This is a genomic window from Mogibacterium kristiansenii, assembly GCF_009695905.1.
GTDB classification, from domain to species: domain Bacteria; phylum Bacillota; class Clostridia; order Peptostreptococcales; family Anaerovoracaceae; genus Mogibacterium_A; species Mogibacterium_A kristiansenii.
The window spans coordinates 17,987-40,079 of the sequence record NZ_VUNA01000018.1; the positions used below are offsets into that span (position 1 = coordinate 17,987).

The following is a 22,093-nucleotide window of genomic DNA, read 5'->3' on the forward strand; positions in this document are numbered from 1 at the left end:
AGGAGGTTATTTCATGAAACACAGACCTTCAATGTTGTTGATTCTGGATGGTTTCGGAATTCGCGAGGAAGCGCATGGCAACGCCATTGCTGCCGCGAACACGCCTCATCTGGACGCATTGTTTCACAAGTACCCCTTCATCACGCTGGATGCCAGCGGGGAGCCGGTTGGGCTGCCGGAGGGACAGATTGGCAATTCCGAAGTGGGTCACACCAATATCGGTGCCGGAAATGTCATCTATCAGGATTTGCCGCGGATTACCCGGGCAATCGAGGACGGATCTTTCTTTCAGAACGAGGCTCTGGTAAAAGCAATGAGCAACGCGGCGGAGGGGTCCGGTCATACGCTCCATATTATGGGGCTGCTGTCGGATGGCGGCGTTCACAGCCACATCCGTCATCTTTTGGCGCTTCTGGACATGGCAAAAGAACACCATGTAAAGGACGTCATCGTGCATTGCTGGCTGGACGGAAGGGACGTTCCACCGAAAAGTGCCGATGTCTATCTCAAGCAGCTGGAGGATCACATTCACGAAATCGAACTGGGACGATTCGGTGTGATTTCCGGCCGATTCTATGCGATGGACCGGGACAAGAGATGGGACCGACTGGAGCTGGCTTACGATGCGCTGACGCTTTCGGAGGGGCTTCACGCCGATTCTCCGGAAGAAGCATTGGCACAATCCTATGCAAAGGATGAAACCGATGAATTTGTAAAACCAACCGTCATTACTCCGCAGCCGATTCAGGATGGGGATTCCGTGATTTTCATCAACTTCCGGCCGGACCGTGCGCGGGAAATTACCCGGACACTGGTGGATGGAGATTTCGATGGTTTTACCCGAAAAAAAGTGGTACAGAATCTGACGTACGTGTGCATGACGGAGTACGATGCCACCATGCCGAATGTTATGCTGGCATACCCGCCGGAAGTAGTGGAACCGACCCTGGGAAGCGTCATCGCCGCCCACGGACTGCGGCAGCTGCGAATTGCCGAGACGGAAAAGTACGCCCATGTCACCTTCTTCTTCAACGGCGGCAAAGAAGCGCCGGAAGAGGGAGAGGACCGGATTTTGGTGCCTTCCCCGAAGGTCTCTACCTACGACCTGCAGCCGGAGATGAGTGCTCCGGAGGTGACCCGCCGCGTGCTGGAGGCCATCGCATCGGATCGATACGATGTGATTATCCAGAACTACGCCAACCCGGATATGGTGGGACATACCGGGAATTTTCAGGCGACGGTTCAGGCCATTGAGGTGCTGGACGGCTTGGTGGAACAAGTGGTGGACGCCATCCTGGCGAAGGACGGTCAGATTCTCCTGATTGCGGATCACGGAAATGCGGATTACATGCTGGACGACAAGGACAATGCGGTCACCAAGCATTCCCTTTCCCGAGTTCCATGCTGCCACATCTGCAATGAGCCGCAGGCTTTTGCAGTGAACGAGGGAAAGCTGGCAGACGTCACCCCGACATTTCTGACGCTGATGGGACTTCCGGTTCCGTCGGAGATGAAGGGAGATGTGCTGGTTTAATCCCGCGGTTGTGTTTCTTAGTGCTGCATATCGAGCATACGAGATTATAAGAAAGAGGAAAACTAAATAATATGAACGAGTCAACGTATAAGAGATTATCCCGCAAGGTCGGGCTTGTTGTGGTGGGCAATGTGATTTACGCGATGGGCGTAAATCTGGCCATCAACCCGGTACACTTCTACAGCAGCGGTTTTACCGGCATTGCTCAGCTGATCCGTCTGTTTCTGCTGAACGTGCTGCACCTTCCGGAAATTCCGGGGCTGGATTACATGGGCATCATCTACTTCGCCATCAACATTCCGTTCTTCCTGCTGGCTTACAAGGTAATGGGCAAGAAGTTCTGCCTGGAAACGCTGATATCCATCGCAATGGCTTCGGCACTGCTGGCCATCATTCCGATTCCGGCCAAGCCGATTGTCAGCGATCCGATGCTGGCTGCCATCGTGGGCGGTCTGGGCGCCGGTGTGGGCGCCGGAATGGTGCTTCGTGCCGGAAGCTCTCAGGGCGGACAGGACCTGATCGGCGTCTGCATGGCCAAGACGCGTCCGGACTTCAAGGTGGGCACCGTCGGAATCATCATCAGCTTCTGCATCTACGCAGTCTGCCTGTTCATCTATGACATCCAGACCGTACTGTATTCCATCGTATTTTCGGTAGTTACCGGCCTCTGCATCAACCGCGTTCACATCCAGAACATCCAGATGCAGGCCATGATTTTCACCAAGAAGGAAGGCATGGTGGATGCGGTCACCCAGCGGATGCACCGCGGTGTCACCCTGTGGGAAGGTGCCGGCGGCTATACGAAGGAGGATTCCCACATTCTGGTGACGGTTCTTTCCAAGTATGAGGAGCCGATTCTTCAGAGCATCATCGCCGAGCTGGACCCTCATGCGTTCGTAATCATCGTGGAAAACGCACGAGTGATTGGAAACTTCGAGAAACGATTCTTGGACTAAGACGATTTAAACATTTAGACAAAAGGAGCTCTGCCCACTCGGCAGAGCTCCTTTTGTTGGTTCTGAACTCTCACGGCCAACAATTAGAGTTTTTGCGATGATGTAAATTTAATATGCCTAGAATTTTGAGACGACTTCACGCTAAATTCGCAATTCCTGCAAATCAGCGTGAATGAATTTCCCATTTTATCCGATTCCGTCATGCAGATTCTTGCTTTCAAAAATTCTGTTCGAAAAATGTTCACGCCGTTTGAAGTAAATCGACTTTTTAGCGTGAATCAACAGTGATAATCCGGAGATTCAAAATTAGAATCCCACCCAAACGGCAATTTGCATTCACGCTGAATTTCGTTTTTGCGTCAAAAAGCGTGAACCGCTCTCAATTTTCTAGGCATATGGGACTGCTCGCACGAGAAGCAGATAATTCAATTGGACAGTCGGAGGGCGGCAGCAAATCTCTCTGTTGGCGAGTCCTTGATAATATATTCGAAGTATGGTATACATGAATTAAAACAAAGCAGTATAAAAAAGGAGGCAGAAATATGAGTGAAGATCGCGACGATCATTTATATACAGTCGGCATATTGATCATTGCAATTGCTTTGATGATGTTTATTGAAAATAAAAGCTCTTGTTCGTTTCCGGCTGTTCAGACTATGCTGGGACTTCTATCCGGATTGTTTTCGTACCATGCAGCGTCTTTAGTAAAAAATAGGAAAGATGGGACATCATCTGACAATAACAAAGAAGTATAGAGTGAGAGATGGGGTGCGGGCAATTTCTTGGACAGTCTATAATAAACCAAGAGATTGTCCGCCCCCCTATCTACCTTTTCTACATTTCTATTCGTTCGGGTATCTCCCCATCATATGGGGAGCAGATTCTGCCAGAGTTCTGCAGATCTCCTCGCAGAATTCCGGCAAATCAAAGGAGGCATTTTCCTCCAGCCAGTCCAAGATAATCCCCACAAACAAGCATTTATAGCAGCGGATGACTCTTTCCTTTTCCTCAGAAGAACTTCCCTTGTACTCCTCTTCTTCATCCACATACGCTTTCACCACGCCGCAGGCCATCTTGTTCAAGCTGAAAAGGAACACATCCTTTTGGGCAGAGCGAAACAGATGCAGAAAGGCATTTTTCCGTTTCATGCACTCCCCGGCAATATATGTCAAACAATATGCCGGTGATTCCAGATTGCCGTACCGGTGAATCACATCCTCCATCCACTCTTTGACGGACTCCTCCATCAACGCCGGAATGTTCTGAAAATGGTAGTAGAAGGTGTTTCGATTCACCTGACAGCGATTGACAATATCCTGCACCGTAATCTTGTTGTATGGTTTTTCCTCCAGGAGTTCCCAGAACGCGTCCCGGATAATTTCCTTTGTCCGAATCATTTTTCTTCCTGCTGTTCTTCCTTCAATTCCCGAAATTTCTCCGGATCTTCAAAGTTAATATTGATGGCCAGCTCCCATTTGCGACGGCACAGCTCTCCGCGATAGATTACATACAGCTTTGTCGCGGCTTCCAGCAGGCTCACCAGTTCTTGATGCAACGCCTCCGCCAGATCTTCATCGATCTCCGGATCCTCCAGCTGCACCTCCATCATCCGGTCCAGGAACTCATTGCCGACTTCCACCCGAATGTCGTTATCCGATGTGAGAAGATACCGCACTTCCAGCTCCGCCGGGCAGATTTCCGGAAGTGCATCCATCATGTCCATGTGCTCGAAAATCGTCAGCATCTCCTCACCCAGATCCTTCACTTCGGAAATCAGGTTCTGTTCGATTTCCATGCAGATTTCCCGGACAAAGGCCTCATCCTTCTGATTCTCGAACAGGGTCTCGAAGGCTTCCGTCCAACCGCCCATGACTTCCGACATGCACACAATCTGGACTTCCTCGTCCCCTTCTTTCATCATTGCCCGCGTGTTCATCACCCCTCGCGCCAAAATGATTTCGATGGATTCCCGGTTTTCCGGTTCTTCATTCTCTTCTTTTCCTTCCCAAATGAAGGTTTCCGACAATACATCTTTCTTGTTGGTCATATCTTCCATCCTTTACTCTGTTGAATTCTCCCGGATCCGGCACATCAGCGATTGATACTTTCGTTGATATGCTTCGCCACTCGCCGTTTCACCTGATTGGCGAAGCGCCGGATATCTTCCATGTAATAATTCTGATGCCGAATCTTCGCATTTGCTTTTTTCTTTTCTTTTTCCCGAAGGCCGAATTCCCGGTTGTTGGAGATTACCAGATTCGCCACCTTCTCATATTTCCAGCCGCGCTGGCGGTAGAGTTCCTCCACCCCAAGGGCGGCGGTCATCGGGCGATCTTTTTTCGCCAGTTGATGAAGGGGACGGTCCAAGTACACCACCAGGCTGTTCTCCCGCAGCACCGGCCAATTCTCCTCTCGAACCACGATTCCGCCTCCGGTGGAAATTACCATTCCGTTCCCCCGGCAGTACTTCTTCAGGGTGGCACTTTCCCGTTCCCGGAAATAATCTTCTCCATATTGGCGAATCATTTCTCCGGAAGTCATCCCGTAGATTTTGTTAATCTCTCGATCCAGATCCACGAAAGTTCTCCCGGTGCGAATTGCCACTTGCCGGCTGATGGAGGATTTCCCGCTTCCCGGCATGCCGATTACCGTGATGTTCAATTGCTTTCGCAGAAGGCTTTTCATCGCCTCCCGTCCCAGATCTACCGGAATGGATCTTTTCTTTTTTTCTTTCTTTCGTCCATTCTCTCCACGGGTCTGCTCCGCCACGATACGCCGACCTTTTCCGCTGCGGGGCACCTCTCCCCAGATCTGTGCGGACCGCAGTCCTTGGTATACCAGCATGGCCAGCCCGGATTCCACTTCGGCTCCCGCTTCTTCCGCATCCATCAGAAACTTCGTGCGGTACGGGTTGTAGATGGCATCCAGCGCCGTCTCCAGCTGCTGGAAATCCGTCCACTTCACGGAACACCCATCCAAAGGAGAATGCCCGTTGTTGGGATACATTCCGACAGGCGTCGAATTCACGATTACCTGCGCATCCGGATGGCGGTTCAGCTCGTCGTAGGTGCAGCAGTCCGGTTCCGGCCGCCGGTTCCGGGACACCCGAATAATTTCTTTCGCCCCCAGATTCCGGAGGGCCTGACAGATGGCGGAGGATGCCCCTCCGGTTCCCAGCACCAGAACCTTCCGGCCTCGAATCCGTTTCTCCTTCGCCAGCTTCTCGAAACCGTACACATCCGTATTGTGCCCCACCAGGCGCCCGTTGCTCAGGCGTCGAATGGTGTTTACCGCTTGAAGAGCCTCCGCCTCCGGTGTCAGTTCATCCAGAAACGGAATCACCGCTCGCTTGTAGGGGCTGGTCACGTTAAAACCGCTGTATTCCGTATTCCGAATCACGCCCTCCAGTTCGTGCTCCTCCAGATCCAGCCGCTCGTAGTCATAGGGCCGGGTATATCGGGCGAAAATCCCGTGGAGCTCCGGGGAGAGACTGTGGGAGATATGTCTCCCGATTACGCCGTATTTTCTTCTATCTTTCATCGCCTTCCCCCATCCAAGCATCCAATAAAACCAGTGCCGCGGCCGCTTCCACCACCGGAACCGCCCGAGGGACCACGCATACATCATGGCGTCCGCCGGCGCACAATACCGTTTCTTTCATTTCTTGGATATTCACCGTCCGCTGTTCGCAACCGATGGTGGGCGTCGGTTTAAACGCCACCCGGAATTCGATATCCATGCCGTTGCTGATACCGCCGTTAATGCCGCCGGCATTATTTGTCTCGGTGATTAGATGTCCGTCCCGCAAAAGGATGGGATCGTTGTTCTCCGACCCCCGCATCCGGCTTCCTTCAAAACCGCTGCCGAACTCAATGCCTTTGACCGCCGGGATGGCAAATATCGAGGAGGCGATGGCACCTTCTAAGCCTTCGTACAGGGCACCGCCCACTCCGACCGGGAATCCGGATACCCGACACGAAACAATGCCCCCCAGGGAATCCTTCTCTTCCGCCGCACGGCTCAGCGCCTGTTCGATTTCCTTCGGTTCCGATTTCCCGCCGATTTCGGTATACTCTGCATGCACGGAAATTCCTTTTTTTGCCAGAAGCTGAAGGGCAATTCCGCCGGCAATGCACATCGGTGCCGTCATTCTGCCGGAAAAACGACCTCCGCCGGGGCGAAGCCCTTCCGGTCCCTCCTTCAGGTACGCGCCCAGATCCGCATGCCCCGGCCGCAGCACCTTCCGAAGTTCATCGTAATCCCCGGAGCGACGGTTGGTATTGTAAATGCATGCCTCCAGCTCCTCTCCTGTGAGGATTGCCTTACCGGCTTCCGCCTCCTGAATTCCTCGCAGAAAAACCACCCGATCCGGCTCCTTTCGAGCCGTTGCCGCCGAATCTGCGATTCGATTGCCGCCTTTTTTCCCGGGTGCTCGTCGCGCCATGAAATCCGCCAGCTTCTCCCGGTGGAATTCCGCACCCCTCGGCAAGCCCTTTACAATCACGCCGATTCGGTCGCTGTGGGATTCCCCGTAGATTTCAACCCGCAGGTTTTCTCCAAATTCTTTTTTCATAATACACTCTCCGTCCCCTTTTGTCCAATCAAACGATACCGCGTCCCCTTTGCAGCATCATAAAATAATTATATATGAAAAATGGATTCCCCCATTAAAGAACCCATTCTCACTTCTTATTAATTCTGTCAAAATCCCTTATGCTTCCGGCTCCGTTACTTCCGTCTCTTCGCCTTCTGCGGTGCACTCCTCGCAAGCAGTCTCTTCCGCTTCGGTCTCTGCTTCCACTGTCTCTTCCGGTTCTTCTACCCGACGATACGTAATCAAATCCTCTGCGATTTCGTTCGCCGCCTGACTGACCGGTCTTTCCGACTGAACTTCCGTCAGCGCCGGCTTCTTGGCAATCAAATCTCTGGCTCTCTTGGCCGCCAGCATGCACAGGGTGTAGCGGCTGTCCACTTTTTCTCTTAACTTGTTTACCGATGGATAAAGCATCATAATATCATTCCTCCCATTTCGTACCGTTTCAACAGCGTATCTCTAGTTATCTTCCTCTTCGTAATCCCGAATAATCGGTTTCACCTTGCCCGGAACCCGGCGGCTCTCCGCACGTACCACGGCAGCCACATCAGCAACCGCTTCTTCCAGGTCATCGTTCACCACGTAATAATCGTATTCTCCCAGCAAGCGAATCTCGTTCAGCGCCTCTCGGAATCTCCGCTGAATCACCTCTTCCGAATCGGTGCCTCTTCCGGACAGACGTTCCTGCAAAACCTTCATGCTCGGCGGCAAAAGAAAAACAAGAACCGCTTCGTTCATCGCTTCCTTCACCTTCAGCGCCCCCTGGACATCGATTTCCAAAAGCACGTTTCTTCCTCGCTCCAGCTGCCGGACCACCGCATCCTTCGGGGTTCCGTACAGGTTTCCGAACACATCCGCATATTCCAGCAGGTTTCCTTCCGCAATGTTCTTCTCAAACTCTTCTCTCGTAACGAAGAAGTAGTCCCGGCCGTTCTGCTCTCCTTCTCTCGGCTGTCTCGTGGTCATGGAAATGGACAGCTTCAGGTCGTTTTCCTTGAGGAGTTCTTTACAGACCGTGCCTTTTCCCGTTCCGGAAGGTCCGGAAATGACGAATAGTGTTCCTTTCTGCGAACGATGTTTTGCCATGGAATTCTCCCTTTCAAAAGATATGTTTCATATCGGCTAAATATTATAGCATATTTCGGCCGTTCTTTGCTACTCTATATTCTGTACCTGTTCCCGGATTTTTTCAATTTCCGCCTTTAAATCCAGCATCCAGGAGGTAATCTCGGTATCGTTGGATTTGGAGCCGATGGTGTTGGCTTCCCGGTTCATCTCCTGAATCAAGAAATCTATTTTTTTGCCCACGGTCTCTTCCTCGGTATCGAAGAAATTCCGCAGCTGCTGAATGTGGCTCTCCAGGCGAACCAGCTCCTCGGTGATGTTGGCTTTGTCCGCAAATACCGCCGCTTCCACCAGCACGCGCTCTTCCGGAACTTCCAGCTTTCCTTCCAGAAGCTCGTTGACCCGTTCCCGGAACTTGTCGGCGTACTCCTTGCCGATTTCCGGTGCCCGTTCCTTAATCTTATCCTTGATTTCCTCAATGATATCCGCCCGCATCAGAATGTCCTTTGCCAGGCGCTCGCCCTCTGCGGCTCTCATGTTGATGATGTTCTGCAGGGCGATTTCCGTTGCCACGCCCAGGGAGTGGAGCAATGCTTCCTCATCTTCCTCCGCCGGCACGGCTTTGATCACATCCGGCATGCCCGCCAGCATGCTCAGTGTTACGCCGCCCTTCTGATCCAGTTCGAATGTCTCCTCCAAAGCTTTCAGCGCTCTGTAGTATTTCCGGGCAACGTCCTCATTCAGACGAATGTCGTTCTCACTCTCGCCGAAGGAATCCACGGTAACCAGTACCTCAATCTTTCCGCGCTTCAGTGCATCCCGCACGTCGCTCTTGATTCGCTCCTCCGCAAAAGAATATCTTCTCGGCATCTTTACGTATACGTCGCAATAACGGTGATTTACCGCCTTGATTTCTACGGTGATGCTTTTCTTTTCGTCGATGTATTCCCCCCGGCCGTAACCGGTCATACTTTTAACCATAATTTCCTCCATTGTGAAATCAAATTACTCATTATTTTATCACCTTCTATCGATTCTGTAAAGGATTCTATGGCTTAGAAACGGCGATTTTACTTGATATTCCGGTGGTTCTCGTGCTATATTAGTCACATGGCTTACGATGGAATTATAACATATGGAATAACAGAAGAATTAAAAGAACGACTGACCTTCGGAAAGATTGAGAAGGTCTACCAGCCGGGCAGCGAAGAACTGGTGCTGCAGATTCACACTCGCAAGGGGAACGTGAAGCTGTACGCCTCTGCTGCCAGTCAGGCCGCCAGGGTCTGCCTCACCGACGGGAAATTTGTGAACCCGGCCGCTCCACCGAATTTCTGCATGCTGCTTCGGAAGCACATTCAAACCGGACGCATTACGGACATTCATCAGAGGGGCTCGGAGCGGATCATCGAAATGGATATCGAGGCACAGACGGAACTGGGATTCACGGTGTCGAAACGGCTGATTTTTGAAATCATGGGAAAGCACAGCAACATTGTGCTGGTGGCTTTGGATACGGGAAAAATCATCGACAGCATCAAGCGGATTTCTATCGATGTGAACCGGTACCGGCAGCTGCTGCCGGGGCTGGAATACCGGTATCCGCCGAAACAGGACAAGGTTCCTTTCAAGGAAATCTCGACGGAGCTGTCGGAGAAACTGGATTCGGATCCGGAAGCCGCTGCTGACCCGAAGTATTTGCTATCCCACATTCAGGGAATCTCTCCGGGGATTTCCCGAGAGCTGGCTCGCTCCGGAAATCCGGTGGAACGGTTGGAGGAAATTCTGGAGAGCATTGAGAACGGCACCGCCGCTCCCCGCGTGTATCTGGATGAAACGGGCAAACCCCTGGAATTTCATTTGACGGAACTGGGGGAATACGTGGGGGCGCAGGAAAAAACCTTCGACTCTATCAGCGAAGCGACGGAATACTTCTACACCCATCGGGAGGAGTCCAATGCCATCCGTCAGCGGTCCAACCCGCTGCACCGGTCGGTTCAGGCTTCTCTGGACAAGGCTCGGCTGAAGAAGCAGCGCCTGGGGGAGGATTTGCTTCAGGCGGAAAATTCCGAGAAATACCGTCTTTACGGGGAACTGCTCACCGCGAACCTGCACCGGGTGGAACCGGGTGCTCATGAAGTGACCGTCATCAGCTACTACGACAATCAACCGGTGACCATTCCTTTAGACGAGAAATATGCCGCTTCCAAAAATGCTCAGAATTATTTCAAAAAGTATTCCAAGGCAAAGACGGCGGTTCACGAGAAAACCCACCAGCTGGAAGAAACCTCGAAGGATATTCTCTATCTGGAATCCGTTCTCCAGAGCATTGAAAGCGCTCACACTTTGGAAGAACTGAACCAGATTCGAGAGGAGCTGGAGGATACGGGATACGTTCGCAAGAGAGCCCAGAAGGGTTTCCGCCGAAAAAAATCCAAGCCTCATCCAATCGAATACACTCTGCCGACGGGCCGGAAGGTCTTCGTGGGCCGGAACAACAAGGAAAACGATTATCTCACCACAAAGATGGCCGGAAAGCGGGACCTGTGGTTCCACACCAAGGATATCCCGGGATCTCACGTCATTCTGCCCCTGGAGCCGAATCAATCCCCGGAGGACATCCCGGAGGAAATCATCTATCAGGTAGCCTCTATCGCTGCATACCACAGCAAGGGCAAGGAATCCCAGAACGTGCCGGTGGACTTCGTTCCCATCCGGTACGTGAAAAAACCAAGCGGTGCCAAACCGGGCATGGTCATCTTCACCCACAACACCACCGTGTACGTGGACCCGAAGCTGCCGGAAGGAGCGGCGGGGAAATAAAGAAGCAACGACAAAATGGTTCTTCACGAATTTTTGTGGGATAGTTATCAGTAATTATCCCACTTTTTAATTGGAATACCTTAAATGACCAACGCGAAGAGGGCGGTTGCCATGGATTTGCTGTAAAGTGATGCAAGAGCTCTTGTTTTTCCGCCTCGTGCATCACTTTCCGCCATTATAGTTTAAAAAAAAGAAAGAATTGACGACGAAACCTCGGGGCAGAGCGTTTCGTCGTCAATTTCTTCTGCTTTCCCGAAAGCGGCGCGGATTAGAGGCGGCGCGGCGCATTTTCTTGGTGCAAAGCCAACGCAATCAATGGCTTTCCCGGTTTGCTTGCACCAAGGCCGCCGGTTTCGGGCGGGGCGGCGCATTTTCTTGGTGCAAGACCTACGTAATCAATGGCTTTCCCGGTTTGCTTGCACCAAAGGCGCCGCCGGTTTCGAGCCGCGCGGTGCATTTTCTTGGTGCAAAGCCTACGTAATCAATGGCTTTCCCGGTTTGCTTGCACCAAAGGCGCCGCCGGTTTCGAGCCGCGCGGTGCATTTTCTTGGTGCAAAGCCTACGTAATCAATGGCTTTCCCGATTTGCTTGCACCAAGTTCGCCGCCGGTTTCAGTCCGCCGCCGGTTTCGGGCGGGGCGGCGCCGGTTTCGGCGGGGGCACCGGCCGGGACGCGAGCTACTTCTTCCGCGGCTTTCCCTTTGCCCCGGTGCGCTTCCGGAATTCCTGTCTCCGCTTTCCGGCTTCTTCGCTGCGCTTCCGTTTTGCGGTTTTGGGCTTCATCACCGAGAAACCGAAGAAGCCCAGGGGCTCTCTCTTGAGGGCGTAATACTTCCCATGGTTGTAGGCGGTGAGCTTCATGCGCTCGAACTCGAAGGCGCCGTTCTCGCCCACGTATTTCTCATCCACATGAATGGCCACGATTTCCGCCAGGAACATATCGTGGGATCCCAGCTCAGAGACTTCTTTCACCACGCATTCCAGGCTCACCGGGGATTCTGCTATCATCGGAACGCCCACGATAGAAGCTTTTTCCCGGTGCAGATTCATCTCTTTCCACTTATCCAGGTTTTCGCCGGAACGGACGCCGCAGAAATCCGCCGCCTTCACCAGATCCTCGTTCACCAGGTTGATGACGAATTCTTTTTTTGCCTGTATCAGATGATGGGAAAAACGGGATTTTCGCACGGACACATAGGTCATCGGCGGCTCGCTGTTCACGATACCGGACCAGCCGATGGTGATGATATTGTCTTTTTCCCCGTCGCCGCAGCTCACCATCACGGTAGGGACCGGATAGAGCATGGTTCCGGGTTTAGATGTGACTTTGCTCATGATCTGCTCCTTTCAATTCGTTCCAATATGTCTTTGAAATAATCCGGCAGGGGGCTGTCGAATTCCATGCATTCTCCGGTGGATGGATGGATAAAGCCCAAGGTTTTGGCGTGAAGCAGCTGGCCGTCCAGCCCGTAGATCTGCTTCTTCGGTCCGTAGGTGGTATCCCCCACCAACGGATGCTTGATGTGGGAGAGGTGCACGCGAATCTGATGAGTCCGACCCGTTTCCAGCCGGGCCGCTATCAGCGTGTATTTGCCGTAACGCTCCAGTACCTTTACATGGGTTACGGCCTCCTTCGGATTGCTGCCGTTCACAGCGCGACGCAGGCGGTTCCGCTCATCGCGACCGATGGGAATGTCGATGGTCAGCTCGTCTTCCCGGATGTTGTCGTAGACCAGCGCCCGGTATTCCCGGGTCACGCTGTGCACCCGAAGCTGCTCCGCCAAAGACTCATGTGCCTTGTTATTCTTCGCAATCATGAGAAGGCCGCTGGTGTCCTTATCGATTCGGTGCACGATGCCGGGACGGATGGCTCCGTTGATAGAGGACAGGGAATCGCCACAGTGGTACATGATGGCATTTACCAAGGTGCCGTCCCAATTGCCGGCGCTGGGATGCACCACCATGCCACGGGGTTTGTTCACCACGATGACATCTTCATCTTCGTACAGAATTTCCAGGGGAATGTTCTGAGGCTCCACATCGATGGGACGAGGGGCCGGCATGTGGATTCGGATTCGATCGCCTTCTCGGACTTTGTACTTCTTAGCCTCAATGCCATCGTTCACGTGAACCCGTTCCTCACCGATTAGGTTTTCCGCATAGTTTCTGGAAAGGTCTTCCACCTCCGAAGCCAGGTAGGCATCCAGTCGCTTTCCCGCTTTGTCCGGTGTCACCACACAAAGAATTTCTCGGTCCATTACTGCTCCCCCTTTCCCCGGTCCTCCGTCTTGAGAATCCACAGTGCCAGCAGCACGCAGCCCACCGTCACGGCAATGTCCGCCACGTTGAAAACCGGAAATACCCTAAAATCAATCATGTCCGTTACGTATCCCAGCATCAGCCGGTCGATCAGGTTTCCCATGCCTCCGGCGGAAATCAGGGCGCACAGAGCGGCCGGAATTCGTTCCTTCCGGCGATAAAAATAAACGGACGCCGCCAGACACAGGATGACCATCAGAATCGGAAAGCCGACGGTCACCACCGGCATATTCCGAAACATACTAAAAGCCGCCCCCGTATTCCGGACATACGTCAAATGAAGTATGTCCGGAATCATCGGGAGCGTCTCACCTACAATAAAATTTGCCCGTATCAGGAATTTCGTCATCTGATCCAGTGCCAGGACCAGAATAATAATCGTTCCAATCATCATTATTTCAGAATAATGGTTCCTTCCTGCTGAGTCTTATCTTCTGCAATTTTCTTCAGGCTGTCGGAAAGATCTGCCACCGTTGCGTGAGCCGGATCGGTCACCGGAGCGGACTTCACTTCCGGAACTTTCTTTTCCTTCTTCTGCTTCTGAGAAACCACCAGCGTCTCCTGAGTTTCTTCCGGATCCGGTGCATTGGAGAATGCCTTATCGATATCCGCAATATCGCTGCGGTCCATATCCGGATTCAGGCCGTACTCGTCCGCATCCAAGTCGTTCAGTTCGTTTTCCAGCATTCTTCTGTAATTGGTTCTCAGTCTCTCCACCTTGTTCTTCAGCAGAACGTGCTCATCGTTCAGCTTGCGAACGGTTGCCTTGGCATCCAGAACCATGGTCTCCGCTTCCAGCTCTGCGTCGCGGATCATCAGCTCCGCTCTCCGCTCTGCACTGGCAGAAATATCTGCCATCAGGCGCTTTGCGGTTTCCAGTGTGTCCAGCATCGCATTGTCGGACTTCTGAGCCTCTTCCAGCTGCTTTTCCAAGAACTTAATCTTGTGCGCCATGCTTCTGTTGTCGTTGAGGCATTTCTCATAATCGACGATAATCAGGTCCAGAAATTCATCCACCTCTCTGGAATTGTATCCCTTCTTATCTCTGGTAAACTCTTTCTTATCGATATCAATTGGCATAATCATAGTGATAGTACCTTCCCTTTCTATATAGCTACAGCAATAAGTTACTGATCAGCAGCGTCAAAATCTGTTCCGCGAACTCAATGGCAAAGAATGCCAGCAGCACGGAAAAGTCGAACATTCCCGTGTTGAAGTTGGACAGAAGCTTTCGAAACGGTGCCACAAAAGGATCCGTCAGCTGCGTCAGTATCCGATACGCATTGAACAGCGGGGATGCCGGCGATTGCACAAACCAGCTGAGGATGCACTGTATGAACAGCATCATAATCAATATTTCGGCAAACCAATGGATTGCTCGAATCAACACCAAACCCATGCACTACCTCCACGGACTCTTGGTCTCTTGGGACGGATAGTTTCCGGAAGCCGGCTGTGCCGCGGTTTCCCGATTGTTCATCTTCGCTGCGATATCCACATTGGCCGGTGCGAAGATAAAAATATTTGCGGTTACGCGCTGAACGTTTCCGCTCAGGGCATAGGTTGCGCCGCTCATAAAGTCGAACATCTTCTTTGCCAGATCCGTTTCCACCCGCTCCAGGTTGATGATGACCGGTTTTCTGGATTTCAGATTATCCACCAGCTTGGTGCATTCATCAAAGGACTTCGGCTCAACAACCAACATCTTGAAGGGTGCGGAACCGTTCATGGAATAGTTCTTATTCACCTGTCCTCTGGAAAGCTTCGGTGCGATGCTCTCGTAGGAATTATCCATCTTATAGCTGTTTCCGGCAGGAGTCGGTTCCACTTTGTCCACCTTAATTCCTTCGCCGGACCGGGAAGAGGCGGAGATTTTCTTCTTCTCTTCCTCGATTTCCTTTTCCGTGATTACTTCATCTTCATATTCATCGTCAATGCCCAGGACGCCATTCACAAAGTCCTTAATGCCCATTACACTTCCTCCATTTCCGCACATTCATGCAGTCGATACCATTTAAAATCAGCGATAATTTCTCTTTCCGAAGATGGAGCTTCCCACCCGTACGATTGTGGCGCCTTCTTCCACCGCCACTTCGAAATCTCCGGACATGCCCATGGACAGAGTATCCGGCAAGAATCGCTCCTGCGGGAGGTCCAGGGTCTTCAGGTTATCAAAGATTGCCTTCGTCTTTTTAAAATAAGGTCTGGAATCTTCCGAGGTCTCTCCAATCGGCGGCACGCACATCACGCCTCGAATTCGGACGCCTTCGCACTCCGCAGCGATTTCTTTTACCAGAGACTCCACATCCTCCGCCGGTACCCCGGACTTAGATTCTTCCATCCCAATATTGATTTCAATGAGGATGTCCATCACTTTGTCCGCGGCAATCGCCCGTTTGCTGATTTCCTTCGCCAGCTTCAGCGAATCCACAGAGTGAATCAGGACAACCTTATCGATAATATTCTTCACTTTGTTGGTTTGCAGATGACCAATCAGGTGCCAGCGCACCGGCTCTGCCGTGCGGTCATACTTCTCCAAGAGCTCTTGAACCCGGTTCTCGCCGACGTCCGTTGCCCCTGCCGAAATAGCCTGATCGAGCTCTTCTACGGTGTGCAGTTTGGTCACTGCCAGGAGCAGGACATCCTCCGGATTTCTTCCACTCCGGACAGCTGCTCTGTTCTTGCGTTCTACAATTTCCAGATAATTCTCTCCGATGCTCATTTCCATCCGCTCCTCTTAATTGAGATTCTTTTTTGCTTCTTTAATATCCTTCGTGCTCGGCGACTTGACGACTTCGTCGTAATTGTTGACGGTCTCCACGAATTCGCCCTTGCTGTTCATGTACAGATCTTCGTAGACCGCGGCGGTCTCGCCGTTGGAAGCTTTAATCTGAATCGGGGTGAAGTGCTTCCGCCCCACCTTGTCCAGAACTAGAACACCCTCCCGATCCTTGATTTTTACAATGCTCCGGGTTTCCACCAGCAATCCGGAGTCGCTTTCCGTCACGTTCTCCAAGGAAACCTTTCGCTCCGTCCGATAAGACGGATGGTATTCCTTGCAGGAGAGAACGATGCGCCGACGATCCCCGTCCTTCTGCACAGAACGCACGGTGGTCTCCAGGGTCTTATCTTCCAAAGTGGTCTGAACCTTGCCGCCCACCGTATACTTCTTCGCCTGATCCGCATCCGCAAAAAACACGAGCCACCAGGTTCCGTTCTTTGTAATACGGAAAATCGGCTGTCCGGCGGCACAGGATGAACCGCTGAGATCTAGGCTGTCGTTGCTCACAGAATTCAGGGTTTTCTCCGTCACCTCATCCAGCACGGAAGAGTTCAGAGTGCCTTCATAGCCATCCGCAGAATAGCTCACGTACCCACCGGAGGAAACGGTTCCATCCGTGGCCTTCATCGAGTTTCCCAGCTTATGGCTCAGCTTCATATACTTCGGTCCCAGGGTTTGGCTTCCGCCGGCCTTCAGCGCTGCCACGCGGCTCTTACCCTTCACCAGGGTGCCGTCCTTCACAAATGCATCCATGGATGCATCTTCCTTTGCGCTGTACACCGTATCGTCCCGGATAATCCAGGCATCGTCTACGGAATCTTTCACCTGTACCGTTCCGCTTTCAATCGTATATGTGGTATCCAGAAGTCCCATCAGCGACGGAACCACGTATATAATCACCGCTAATATAATTACGGCGATTATGTATATTCCCCACCAAATCCACTTCTTTTTCATACGCACTCCTACTGATTAATTCTACACGAATTATTCCCCAAATACAATAAATTTTTATTCGGAAACGGCGGTGAAAACCGTCCTCATTCTACTTAATTTCTTCTAATATTTTCTTCTCCTTCTTGGAGAGGGAAGGCTCGGATTCCAAGTATTCTCGGAAAAGATCCGGCCGCCGTTCCTTGGTGATTTCCAAGGATTTCTCGTATCGCCAGAGATCGATTTTTTCATGGTTTCCGCTGACCAGAACCTCCGGTACAGCGAGACCTTCCACCTCCCGCGGTTTGGTGTAGTGAGGATATTCCAGAAGTCCGGAATAGACGGACTCTTCTTTTACCGATTCCTCTCCGGCCAGCACCCCGTCCAAAAAACGAGCGACCGTATCCACCAGAACCATGGCGGGAAGTTCTCCGCCGGTTAGAATATAGTCACCGATGGTGACTTCCTCTGCCTGAAGCAGGTCCAGGGCGCGCTGATCCACCCCTTCGTAGTGACCGCACAGAATGGTAATCTCCTCCTGCCGAGACAGGGATTCTGCCATCTCTCCGTTCAGCATTTTTCCGCGAGGGGACATGTACAGACACGGTCCCTGCAGATGATTTTCCCGGTAGGCCGACAGGATGGGCTGCACCTGCATCACCATTCCCGCACCGCCGCCGAATGGGGTATCGTCCACTCGGTTGTGCTTATCCTCCGTGTAATCCCGAATATTGATCAAGTTGATATCCAGGATGCCCTTCTCCCGGGCTCTTCCCAGCATGCTCTCCTGCAACGGGGCGAACATCTCCGGAAACAGGGTTAAAATATTGATTTTCATTCTAGCCCTCCAGAAATCCCGGAATCAATTCCACTTCAATCACGCCTCGCTCCGGATCGATTTCCCGTTCGAAGGCTTCTACCGCCGGAATCAGAATTTCCTTTCCATTCTCATCCAACACCCGATAGACGCTCTGGGCCGTGTTCTGAAGCACATCGTCCACTTTACCCAGAGTCCGTCCGCTGGCGCGATCGTACACCTCACATCCAATCAGATCCCGGATGTAGTATTCCCCCTCCGGAAGCTCCTCCAAATCCTCTTCGGAAATGTAAATCTCCATATTCCGCAGCGCTTCTGCGCCGTTTCGATCCGTCACGTTCTCCAAACGAATCACCGGGCGGTTCTTCTGAAACCGGATTCCGGTAACTTCCGCCGTGGTTATTGTACCCCCTTTTTCCATATAAAGCACCGTGCCTTCGTGAAGATTCTCTGAATCTTCCGCATAGGTCAGCACCTTAATCTCGCCTTTCAGTCCCACCGCCGAGGTGAGGCGGCCGATATTCACCATCGTATTGTCATCTTTTAAAGCCATTTTTTTCTCCTATTAGCAAACAAGCATGCAGAAATCTCTCCTGCATGCTTGTATCTTTCAGTTCGCCAGACTCTGATATTAGTCTTCTACGATCTCCACCGAGACTCTTTTGTTCTGCTTGATGGCTGCCGCTTTGACCACTGTTCGAATGGCTTTCGCAATCCGTCCCTGTTTACCAATGATCTTACCCATATCATCTTTCGCAACTTTGAGGAATACGGTAATGTTATCTTCCGTTCCTTCTGTGGTTACAACGACTTCGTCAGGCTTAGATACCAGTGCTTTGGCAATTGCTTCAACTAGACTAGCCATGATTTGAAATTCCCTTCTCTTAGAGTTCTACGCCGGATTTTTTCAGAAGAGCTCTTACTGTATCAGTCGGCTGTGCACCGTTGGAAATCCACTTCTGAGCTGCTTCTACATCGATCTTGATCTCTGCAGGGTCCTTCAGCGGGTTGTAAGTTCCGATCTCCTCGATGAATCTGCCGTCTCTTGGGGTACGGGAATCCGCTACTACTACTCTGTAGAAAGGTCTCTTGTGTGCGCCCATTCTCTTCAGTCTAATCTTTACCATTTTGTCCTCCTGTTTAATAAAAAAATAAATTAGTTACGTCGTAAGCTGCCAATACGGCATATTACAGCAAACCGCGAAATAGCTTGTTTCTCTTCATAGCCTTCGGGTTGTTGAACATTTTCAGCTGCTTCTTCATCTCCGTGAACTGCTTAATCAGCGCGTTCACTTCGGTGACCGTTCTTCCGCTTCCCGCAGCAATTCTCTTCCGCCGGCTGGCGTTGAGAATGGAAGGGTCTCTTCGTTCCGCTTTGGTCATGGACTGGATAATCGCCTTCATCTGGTTCAGCTGCTCCGCACCCCGTTCGAAGTCCAGCTGCTGCTTGTCCCTCTCGGAAATGCCCGGAATCATGCCGATTATTTTTGCCAGACCGCCCATCTTATTGATTTGCTCCATCTGTTCGAGGAAATCGTCCAGATCGAACTTGTTCTTCCGAAGCTTCTCTTCCATTTTCAGAGCTTCTTCTTCGGTGTAGGAATTCTCCGCATGCTCGATCAGGCTCATCATATCGCCCATTCCCAGGATTCGGGAAGCGATCCGATCCGGATGGAACGGCTCCAAAGCGTCGTACTTCTCGCCGGTACCCATGAACTTGATTGGCTTGCCCGTTACGCTCTTGGCCGAAAGTGCCGCACCTCCTCGGGAGTCACCGTCCATCTTGGTCATCACGATGCCATCTACACCCAGGGCTTCATCGAAGCCGGAGGCGATGTTCACCGCATCCTGACCGGTGAGAGCGTCTACGACCAGCAGAATCTCGTGAGGGCGGATGTTTTTCTTGAGCTGTTTCAGCTCATCCATCAGCTTCTCATCGATCTGCAGCCGGCCGGCAGTATCCACGATTAATACATTGCAGCCCTTGTGCTCCGCCGCTTCCACCGCGGCTTTGGCGATTTCCACCGGGTCGTCGGATTCCCGCATGGTGAATACCGGGGTATTCACTGCTTTTCCGACCACTTCCAGCTGATCGATCGCCGCCGGACGGTACACGTCGCAGGCACAGAGCATCGGTTTCTTTCCGTTCTGTTTCAGGTAATTGGCTAATTTTCCGCAGGTGGTGGTTTTACCGGTACCCTGGAGTCCCACCATCATGTAGACGGTGAAACCGCTCGGGGAATAGGTGAGCTTGCTGTTGGCGCCGCCCATCATGTTCACCAGTTCATCTTTGACGATCTTGACAACCTGCTGTGCCGGGGTCAGGCTCTTCATCACGTCCTGGCCCATGGCCTTTTCCTTCACATCCGCAACGAACTTCTTTACCACTTTGAAGTTCACGTCCGCTTCCAGCAATGCCAGCTTCACTTCCCGCATCGCCGAATCGATGTCCTTCTCCGTGAGAACGCCCTTGCCACGCAGATGTCTGAAGGTATCTTGCAACTTATCCGCTAATCCTTCAAATGCCATCTTCTACTCCATTAAATCTTTAATCATGTCGGTGAGCACCCGGATATCCTGCCGAACCCCTTCATCCAGGGAATCGTCCTTCCGGTACTTCTCCGCAATCTGCTCCACTTGCTGGTACTTTCGCAGGTTCTCCAGATACTTTCGAACCAGTCCCAGCCGTTCTTCATATTTCTCCAGGGACTTCTCCGCCTTCTTCAAGGTGTAGTGCACGCCCTGTCGGCTCTGTCCCAAATCCTCTGCAATCTCTGCCAGAGAAAGGTTATCCTCATGATACAGGTTCATAATTTCTTTCTTGTTCTCGTCCAGCAGTTCGCCGTAAAAGTCGTACAGCAGACTTGCATATTCTACTTTGGATAAATTCTCAATCATACTTGCTTAATATACCATAAGAAGGAGGCGGTGTCAAGAATTTTCTTTGACACTGTCTCCCTCTTTTTCCGTTGAATATTTCTGTTGGGATCCGCCCATGTGTGAAGGCTTTGCCGTGTCGGTTGGGGCTCCGCCCGCCTTGCGCTAGTACGCTAAAATCTCGTACCCGTCTTCGGTGATGAGCACCTGAATCTCCCACTGTGCCGACGGCTTTCCGTCTCTGGTGTACACGGTCCAGCCGTTATCTTTATCCGTGTAAACCTGCGGTTTTCCCAGGTTGATCATCGGCTCGATGGTGAAAATCATGCCCGGTGCCATAACCATCTCCGTGCCTTTTTTTGTGGTAAAACCAACCCACGGATCTTCGTGGAACTCGAGGCCGCAGCCGTGACCGCCGATTTCCCGAACCACGCTGTAGCCCTGGGATTTGGCAAAATCATTGATAGCCTGTCCCATGTCGCCCAGGTAACCCCACGGCTTCACCTGCTCCAGTCCGATTTCAATGGCTTTGTGGACATCCTCCACCAGCTTGCGGTTCTCCGGAGCGACGTTTCCGATGCAGAACATCCGGGAGGAATCGGAATAATATCCGTCCAAAATCGTGGATACGTCCACGTTGATGATATCTCCGTCCTTCAATATTACATCCTCGGAAGGGATGCCGTGGCACACCTCCTCATTGATGGAGGTACACACGCTCTTCGGAAAACCTTCGTAGTCCAGCGGTGCCGGAATTCCGCCCCGCTTGGTGGTCTCGTCGTACACCCATTTATCAATTTCCGCAGTGCTGATGCCTTCCCGAATATGTTCCGCCACATAATCCAGCACCGCAATGTTCACCTGCGCGCTCTTGCGAATTCCCTCTATTTCATCCGGTGTCTTGATAATGTCCCGGCTTGGAACCACTGCCCCCATATCGTATAATTCTTCCAATTTACGGTCGAACTCGTAATGGCATTTCTTGTATTTCTTTCCGCTGCCGCACCAGCACGGATCATTTCTTCCCCAATCCGTCATCTTGTTGTCTCCTCTCAGTTTTTTACACTTATAATTGTACACCAATTGCAATTTTTTTCAAGGTAGATATGTCTAATAACAGGAAAAATAGCGGCTCTATAAGGAAAGGAACAGCGCCGGCCGCAAGGCTCGGTGCTGTTCCTTCATCATTCACATATTTCCAAAAAAAGAAAAAACCGGCGACTTCCTAATTTCCCAGGCAGCTTCCCGCCAAGTATCTTCAGCGCTGGAGAGCTTAACTTCTGTGTTCGGGATGGGAACAGGTGTATCCTCTCTGCTATAATCACCGGATTTTCCTTATTTGTTTTTTTGAAGGCTGTACCTTCAAAACTGAATAATATCTACTGGCCATCTAA

At 51.7% G+C, this 22,093-nt stretch carries 27 protein-coding genes and 1 rRNA gene; 5 read left to right on the plus strand and 23 right to left on the minus strand.

The window, feature by feature from the left end; genetic code table 11:
• Positions 1-13 precede the first annotated feature (13 nt).
• From gpmI to FYJ65_RS08140, 3 genes are all read left to right on the plus strand, one after another.
• On the plus strand, positions 14-1,534 hold the full coding sequence (gpmI, locus tag FYJ65_RS08130; RefSeq protein WP_154554828.1) for a 2,3-bisphosphoglycerate-independent phosphoglycerate mutase: 1,521 nt from the start codon (positions 14-16) through the stop codon (positions 1,532-1,534).
• A 71-nt stretch (positions 1,535-1,605) separates the two neighbouring features.
• A complete protein-coding gene (locus FYJ65_RS08135; RefSeq protein ID WP_154554829.1) occupies positions 1,606-2,490 on the plus strand; it encodes a YitT family protein in 885 nt (294 codons plus the stop codon).
• A gap of 542 nt (positions 2,491-3,032) precedes the next feature.
• Complete coding sequence (locus FYJ65_RS08140) at positions 3,033-3,245, plus strand: hypothetical protein (protein WP_154554830.1); 213 nt, start codon at positions 3,033-3,035, stop codon at positions 3,243-3,245.
• 87 nt (positions 3,246-3,332) lie between these two features.
• Here FYJ65_RS08140 and FYJ65_RS08145 read toward each other — a convergent pair whose 3' ends face one another.
• The 7 genes from FYJ65_RS08145 to FYJ65_RS08175 form a co-directional block, all read right to left on the minus strand.
• Complete coding sequence (locus FYJ65_RS08145) at positions 3,333-3,887, minus strand: TetR family transcriptional regulator (protein WP_154554831.1); 555 nt, start codon at positions 3,885-3,887, stop codon at positions 3,333-3,335.
• Positions 3,884-4,537, minus strand: coding sequence for a hypothetical protein (locus FYJ65_RS08150; protein ID WP_154554832.1), 654 nt, complete (start codon positions 4,535-4,537; stop codon positions 3,884-3,886). The genes FYJ65_RS08145 and FYJ65_RS08150 overlap by 4 nt, the downstream gene beginning before the upstream one ends.
• A gap of 44 nt (positions 4,538-4,581) precedes the next feature.
• Entirely contained in the window at positions 4,582-6,030 is a 1,449-nt protein-coding gene (locus FYJ65_RS08155; RefSeq protein WP_206157374.1) for a shikimate kinase, read from the minus strand.
• Complete coding sequence (locus tag FYJ65_RS08160) at positions 6,020-7,063, minus strand: chorismate synthase (protein ID WP_154554834.1); 1,044 nt, start codon at positions 7,061-7,063, stop codon at positions 6,020-6,022. Before FYJ65_RS08160 ends, FYJ65_RS08155 begins: the two co-directional genes overlap by 11 nt.
• Positions 7,064-7,201: 138 nt before the next feature.
• Positions 7,202-7,501 carry a DNA-directed RNA polymerase subunit omega gene (gene rpoZ, locus FYJ65_RS08165; RefSeq protein WP_154554835.1) on the minus strand — a complete coding sequence of 100 codons (300 nt, stop codon included), beginning with the start codon at positions 7,499-7,501 and terminating at the stop codon, positions 7,202-7,204.
• Between the two features lie 42 nt (positions 7,502-7,543).
• Positions 7,544-8,170, minus strand: a complete 627-nt coding sequence (gene gmk / locus FYJ65_RS08170) for a guanylate kinase (protein ID WP_154554836.1) — start codon at positions 8,168-8,170, stop codon at positions 7,544-7,546.
• 69 nt (positions 8,171-8,239) lie between these two features.
• Positions 8,240-9,130: a YicC/YloC family endoribonuclease gene (locus FYJ65_RS08175; RefSeq protein ID WP_154554837.1), complete on the minus strand. Its 891-nt coding sequence runs from the start codon at positions 9,128-9,130 to the stop codon at positions 8,240-8,242.
• A gap of 129 nt (positions 9,131-9,259) precedes the next feature.
• On the opposite strand from FYJ65_RS08175, the gene FYJ65_RS08180 reads away from it, so the two are divergent.
• Positions 9,260-10,972 (plus strand): Rqc2 family fibronectin-binding protein, encoded by a 1,713-nt coding sequence (locus FYJ65_RS08180; protein WP_154554838.1) that lies wholly within the window; start codon positions 9,260-9,262, stop codon positions 10,970-10,972.
• Positions 10,973-11,171: 199 nt separating this feature from the next.
• Positions 11,172-11,453 (plus strand): hypothetical protein, encoded by a 282-nt coding sequence (locus tag FYJ65_RS09530; protein WP_206157375.1) that lies wholly within the window; start codon positions 11,172-11,174, stop codon positions 11,451-11,453.
• 196 nt (positions 11,454-11,649) lie between these two features.
• Here FYJ65_RS09530 and FYJ65_RS08185 read toward each other — a convergent pair whose 3' ends face one another.
• From FYJ65_RS08185 to rrf, 16 genes are all read right to left on the minus strand, one after another.
• Complete coding sequence (locus tag FYJ65_RS08185; RefSeq protein ID WP_154554839.1) at positions 11,650-12,306, minus strand: flavin reductase family protein; 657 nt, start codon at positions 12,304-12,306, stop codon at positions 11,650-11,652.
• Positions 12,303-13,229, minus strand: a complete 927-nt coding sequence (locus FYJ65_RS08190; protein ID WP_154554840.1) for an RluA family pseudouridine synthase — start codon at positions 13,227-13,229, stop codon at positions 12,303-12,305. The genes FYJ65_RS08185 and FYJ65_RS08190 overlap by 4 nt, the downstream gene beginning before the upstream one ends.
• The gene (lspA, locus tag FYJ65_RS08195) at positions 13,229-13,684 is read right to left on the minus strand and encodes a signal peptidase II (protein WP_154554841.1); all 456 of its coding nucleotides are present in this window, start codon (positions 13,682-13,684) and stop codon (positions 13,229-13,231) included. The genes FYJ65_RS08190 and lspA overlap by 1 nt, the downstream gene beginning before the upstream one ends.
• Positions 13,684-14,376, minus strand: a complete 693-nt coding sequence (locus tag FYJ65_RS08200; RefSeq protein WP_154554842.1) for a DivIVA domain-containing protein — start codon at positions 14,374-14,376, stop codon at positions 13,684-13,686. The genes lspA and FYJ65_RS08200 overlap by 1 nt, the downstream gene beginning before the upstream one ends.
• Positions 14,377-14,404: 28 nt before the next feature.
• Positions 14,405-14,689 (minus strand): YggT family protein, encoded by a 285-nt coding sequence (locus tag FYJ65_RS08205; RefSeq protein ID WP_154554843.1) that lies wholly within the window; start codon positions 14,687-14,689, stop codon positions 14,405-14,407.
• Positions 14,690-14,692: 3 nt separating this feature from the next.
• Entirely contained in the window at positions 14,693-15,262 is a 570-nt protein-coding gene (locus FYJ65_RS08210) for a cell division protein SepF (RefSeq protein WP_206157377.1), read from the minus strand.
• Positions 15,263-15,310: 48 nt separating this feature from the next.
• Positions 15,311-16,012: a YggS family pyridoxal phosphate-dependent enzyme gene (locus FYJ65_RS08215; RefSeq protein ID WP_154554845.1), complete on the minus strand. Its 702-nt coding sequence runs from the start codon at positions 16,010-16,012 to the stop codon at positions 15,311-15,313.
• Between the two features lie 15 nt (positions 16,013-16,027).
• Entirely contained in the window at positions 16,028-17,029 is a 1,002-nt protein-coding gene (locus FYJ65_RS08220) for a biotin/lipoyl attachment domain-containing protein (RefSeq protein ID WP_154554846.1), read from the minus strand.
• 88 nt (positions 17,030-17,117) lie between these two features.
• Complete coding sequence (gene trmD, locus FYJ65_RS08225; protein ID WP_154554847.1) at positions 17,118-17,843, minus strand: tRNA (guanosine(37)-N1)-methyltransferase TrmD; 726 nt, start codon at positions 17,841-17,843, stop codon at positions 17,118-17,120.
• Position 17,844: 1 nt separating this feature from the next.
• A complete protein-coding gene (rimM, locus tag FYJ65_RS08230) occupies positions 17,845-18,375 on the minus strand; it encodes a ribosome maturation factor RimM (RefSeq protein WP_154554848.1) in 531 nt (176 codons plus the stop codon).
• A gap of 78 nt (positions 18,376-18,453) precedes the next feature.
• A complete protein-coding gene (locus FYJ65_RS08235) occupies positions 18,454-18,687 on the minus strand; it encodes a KH domain-containing protein (protein ID WP_154554849.1) in 234 nt (77 codons plus the stop codon).
• A gap of 19 nt (positions 18,688-18,706) precedes the next feature.
• Positions 18,707-18,949 carry a 30S ribosomal protein S16 gene (gene rpsP, locus FYJ65_RS08240; protein ID WP_154554850.1) on the minus strand — a complete coding sequence of 81 codons (243 nt, stop codon included), beginning with the start codon at positions 18,947-18,949 and terminating at the stop codon, positions 18,707-18,709.
• 61 nt (positions 18,950-19,010) lie between these two features.
• Positions 19,011-20,351, minus strand: coding sequence for a signal recognition particle protein (gene ffh, locus FYJ65_RS08245; RefSeq protein ID WP_154554851.1), 1,341 nt, complete (start codon positions 20,349-20,351; stop codon positions 19,011-19,013).
• Positions 20,352-20,354: 3 nt separating this feature from the next.
• Entirely contained in the window at positions 20,355-20,720 is a 366-nt protein-coding gene (locus tag FYJ65_RS08250) for a sigma factor-like helix-turn-helix DNA-binding protein (protein WP_154554852.1), read from the minus strand.
• 144 nt (positions 20,721-20,864) lie between these two features.
• Positions 20,865-21,737, minus strand: coding sequence for a methionyl aminopeptidase (locus tag FYJ65_RS08255; RefSeq protein WP_154554853.1), 873 nt, complete (start codon positions 21,735-21,737; stop codon positions 20,865-20,867).
• Positions 21,738-21,911: 174 nt separating this feature from the next.
• Positions 21,912-22,028: ribosomal RNA gene (gene rrf / locus FYJ65_RS08260) — 5S ribosomal RNA — on the minus strand.
• Between the last annotated feature and the right edge of the window lie 65 nt (positions 22,029-22,093).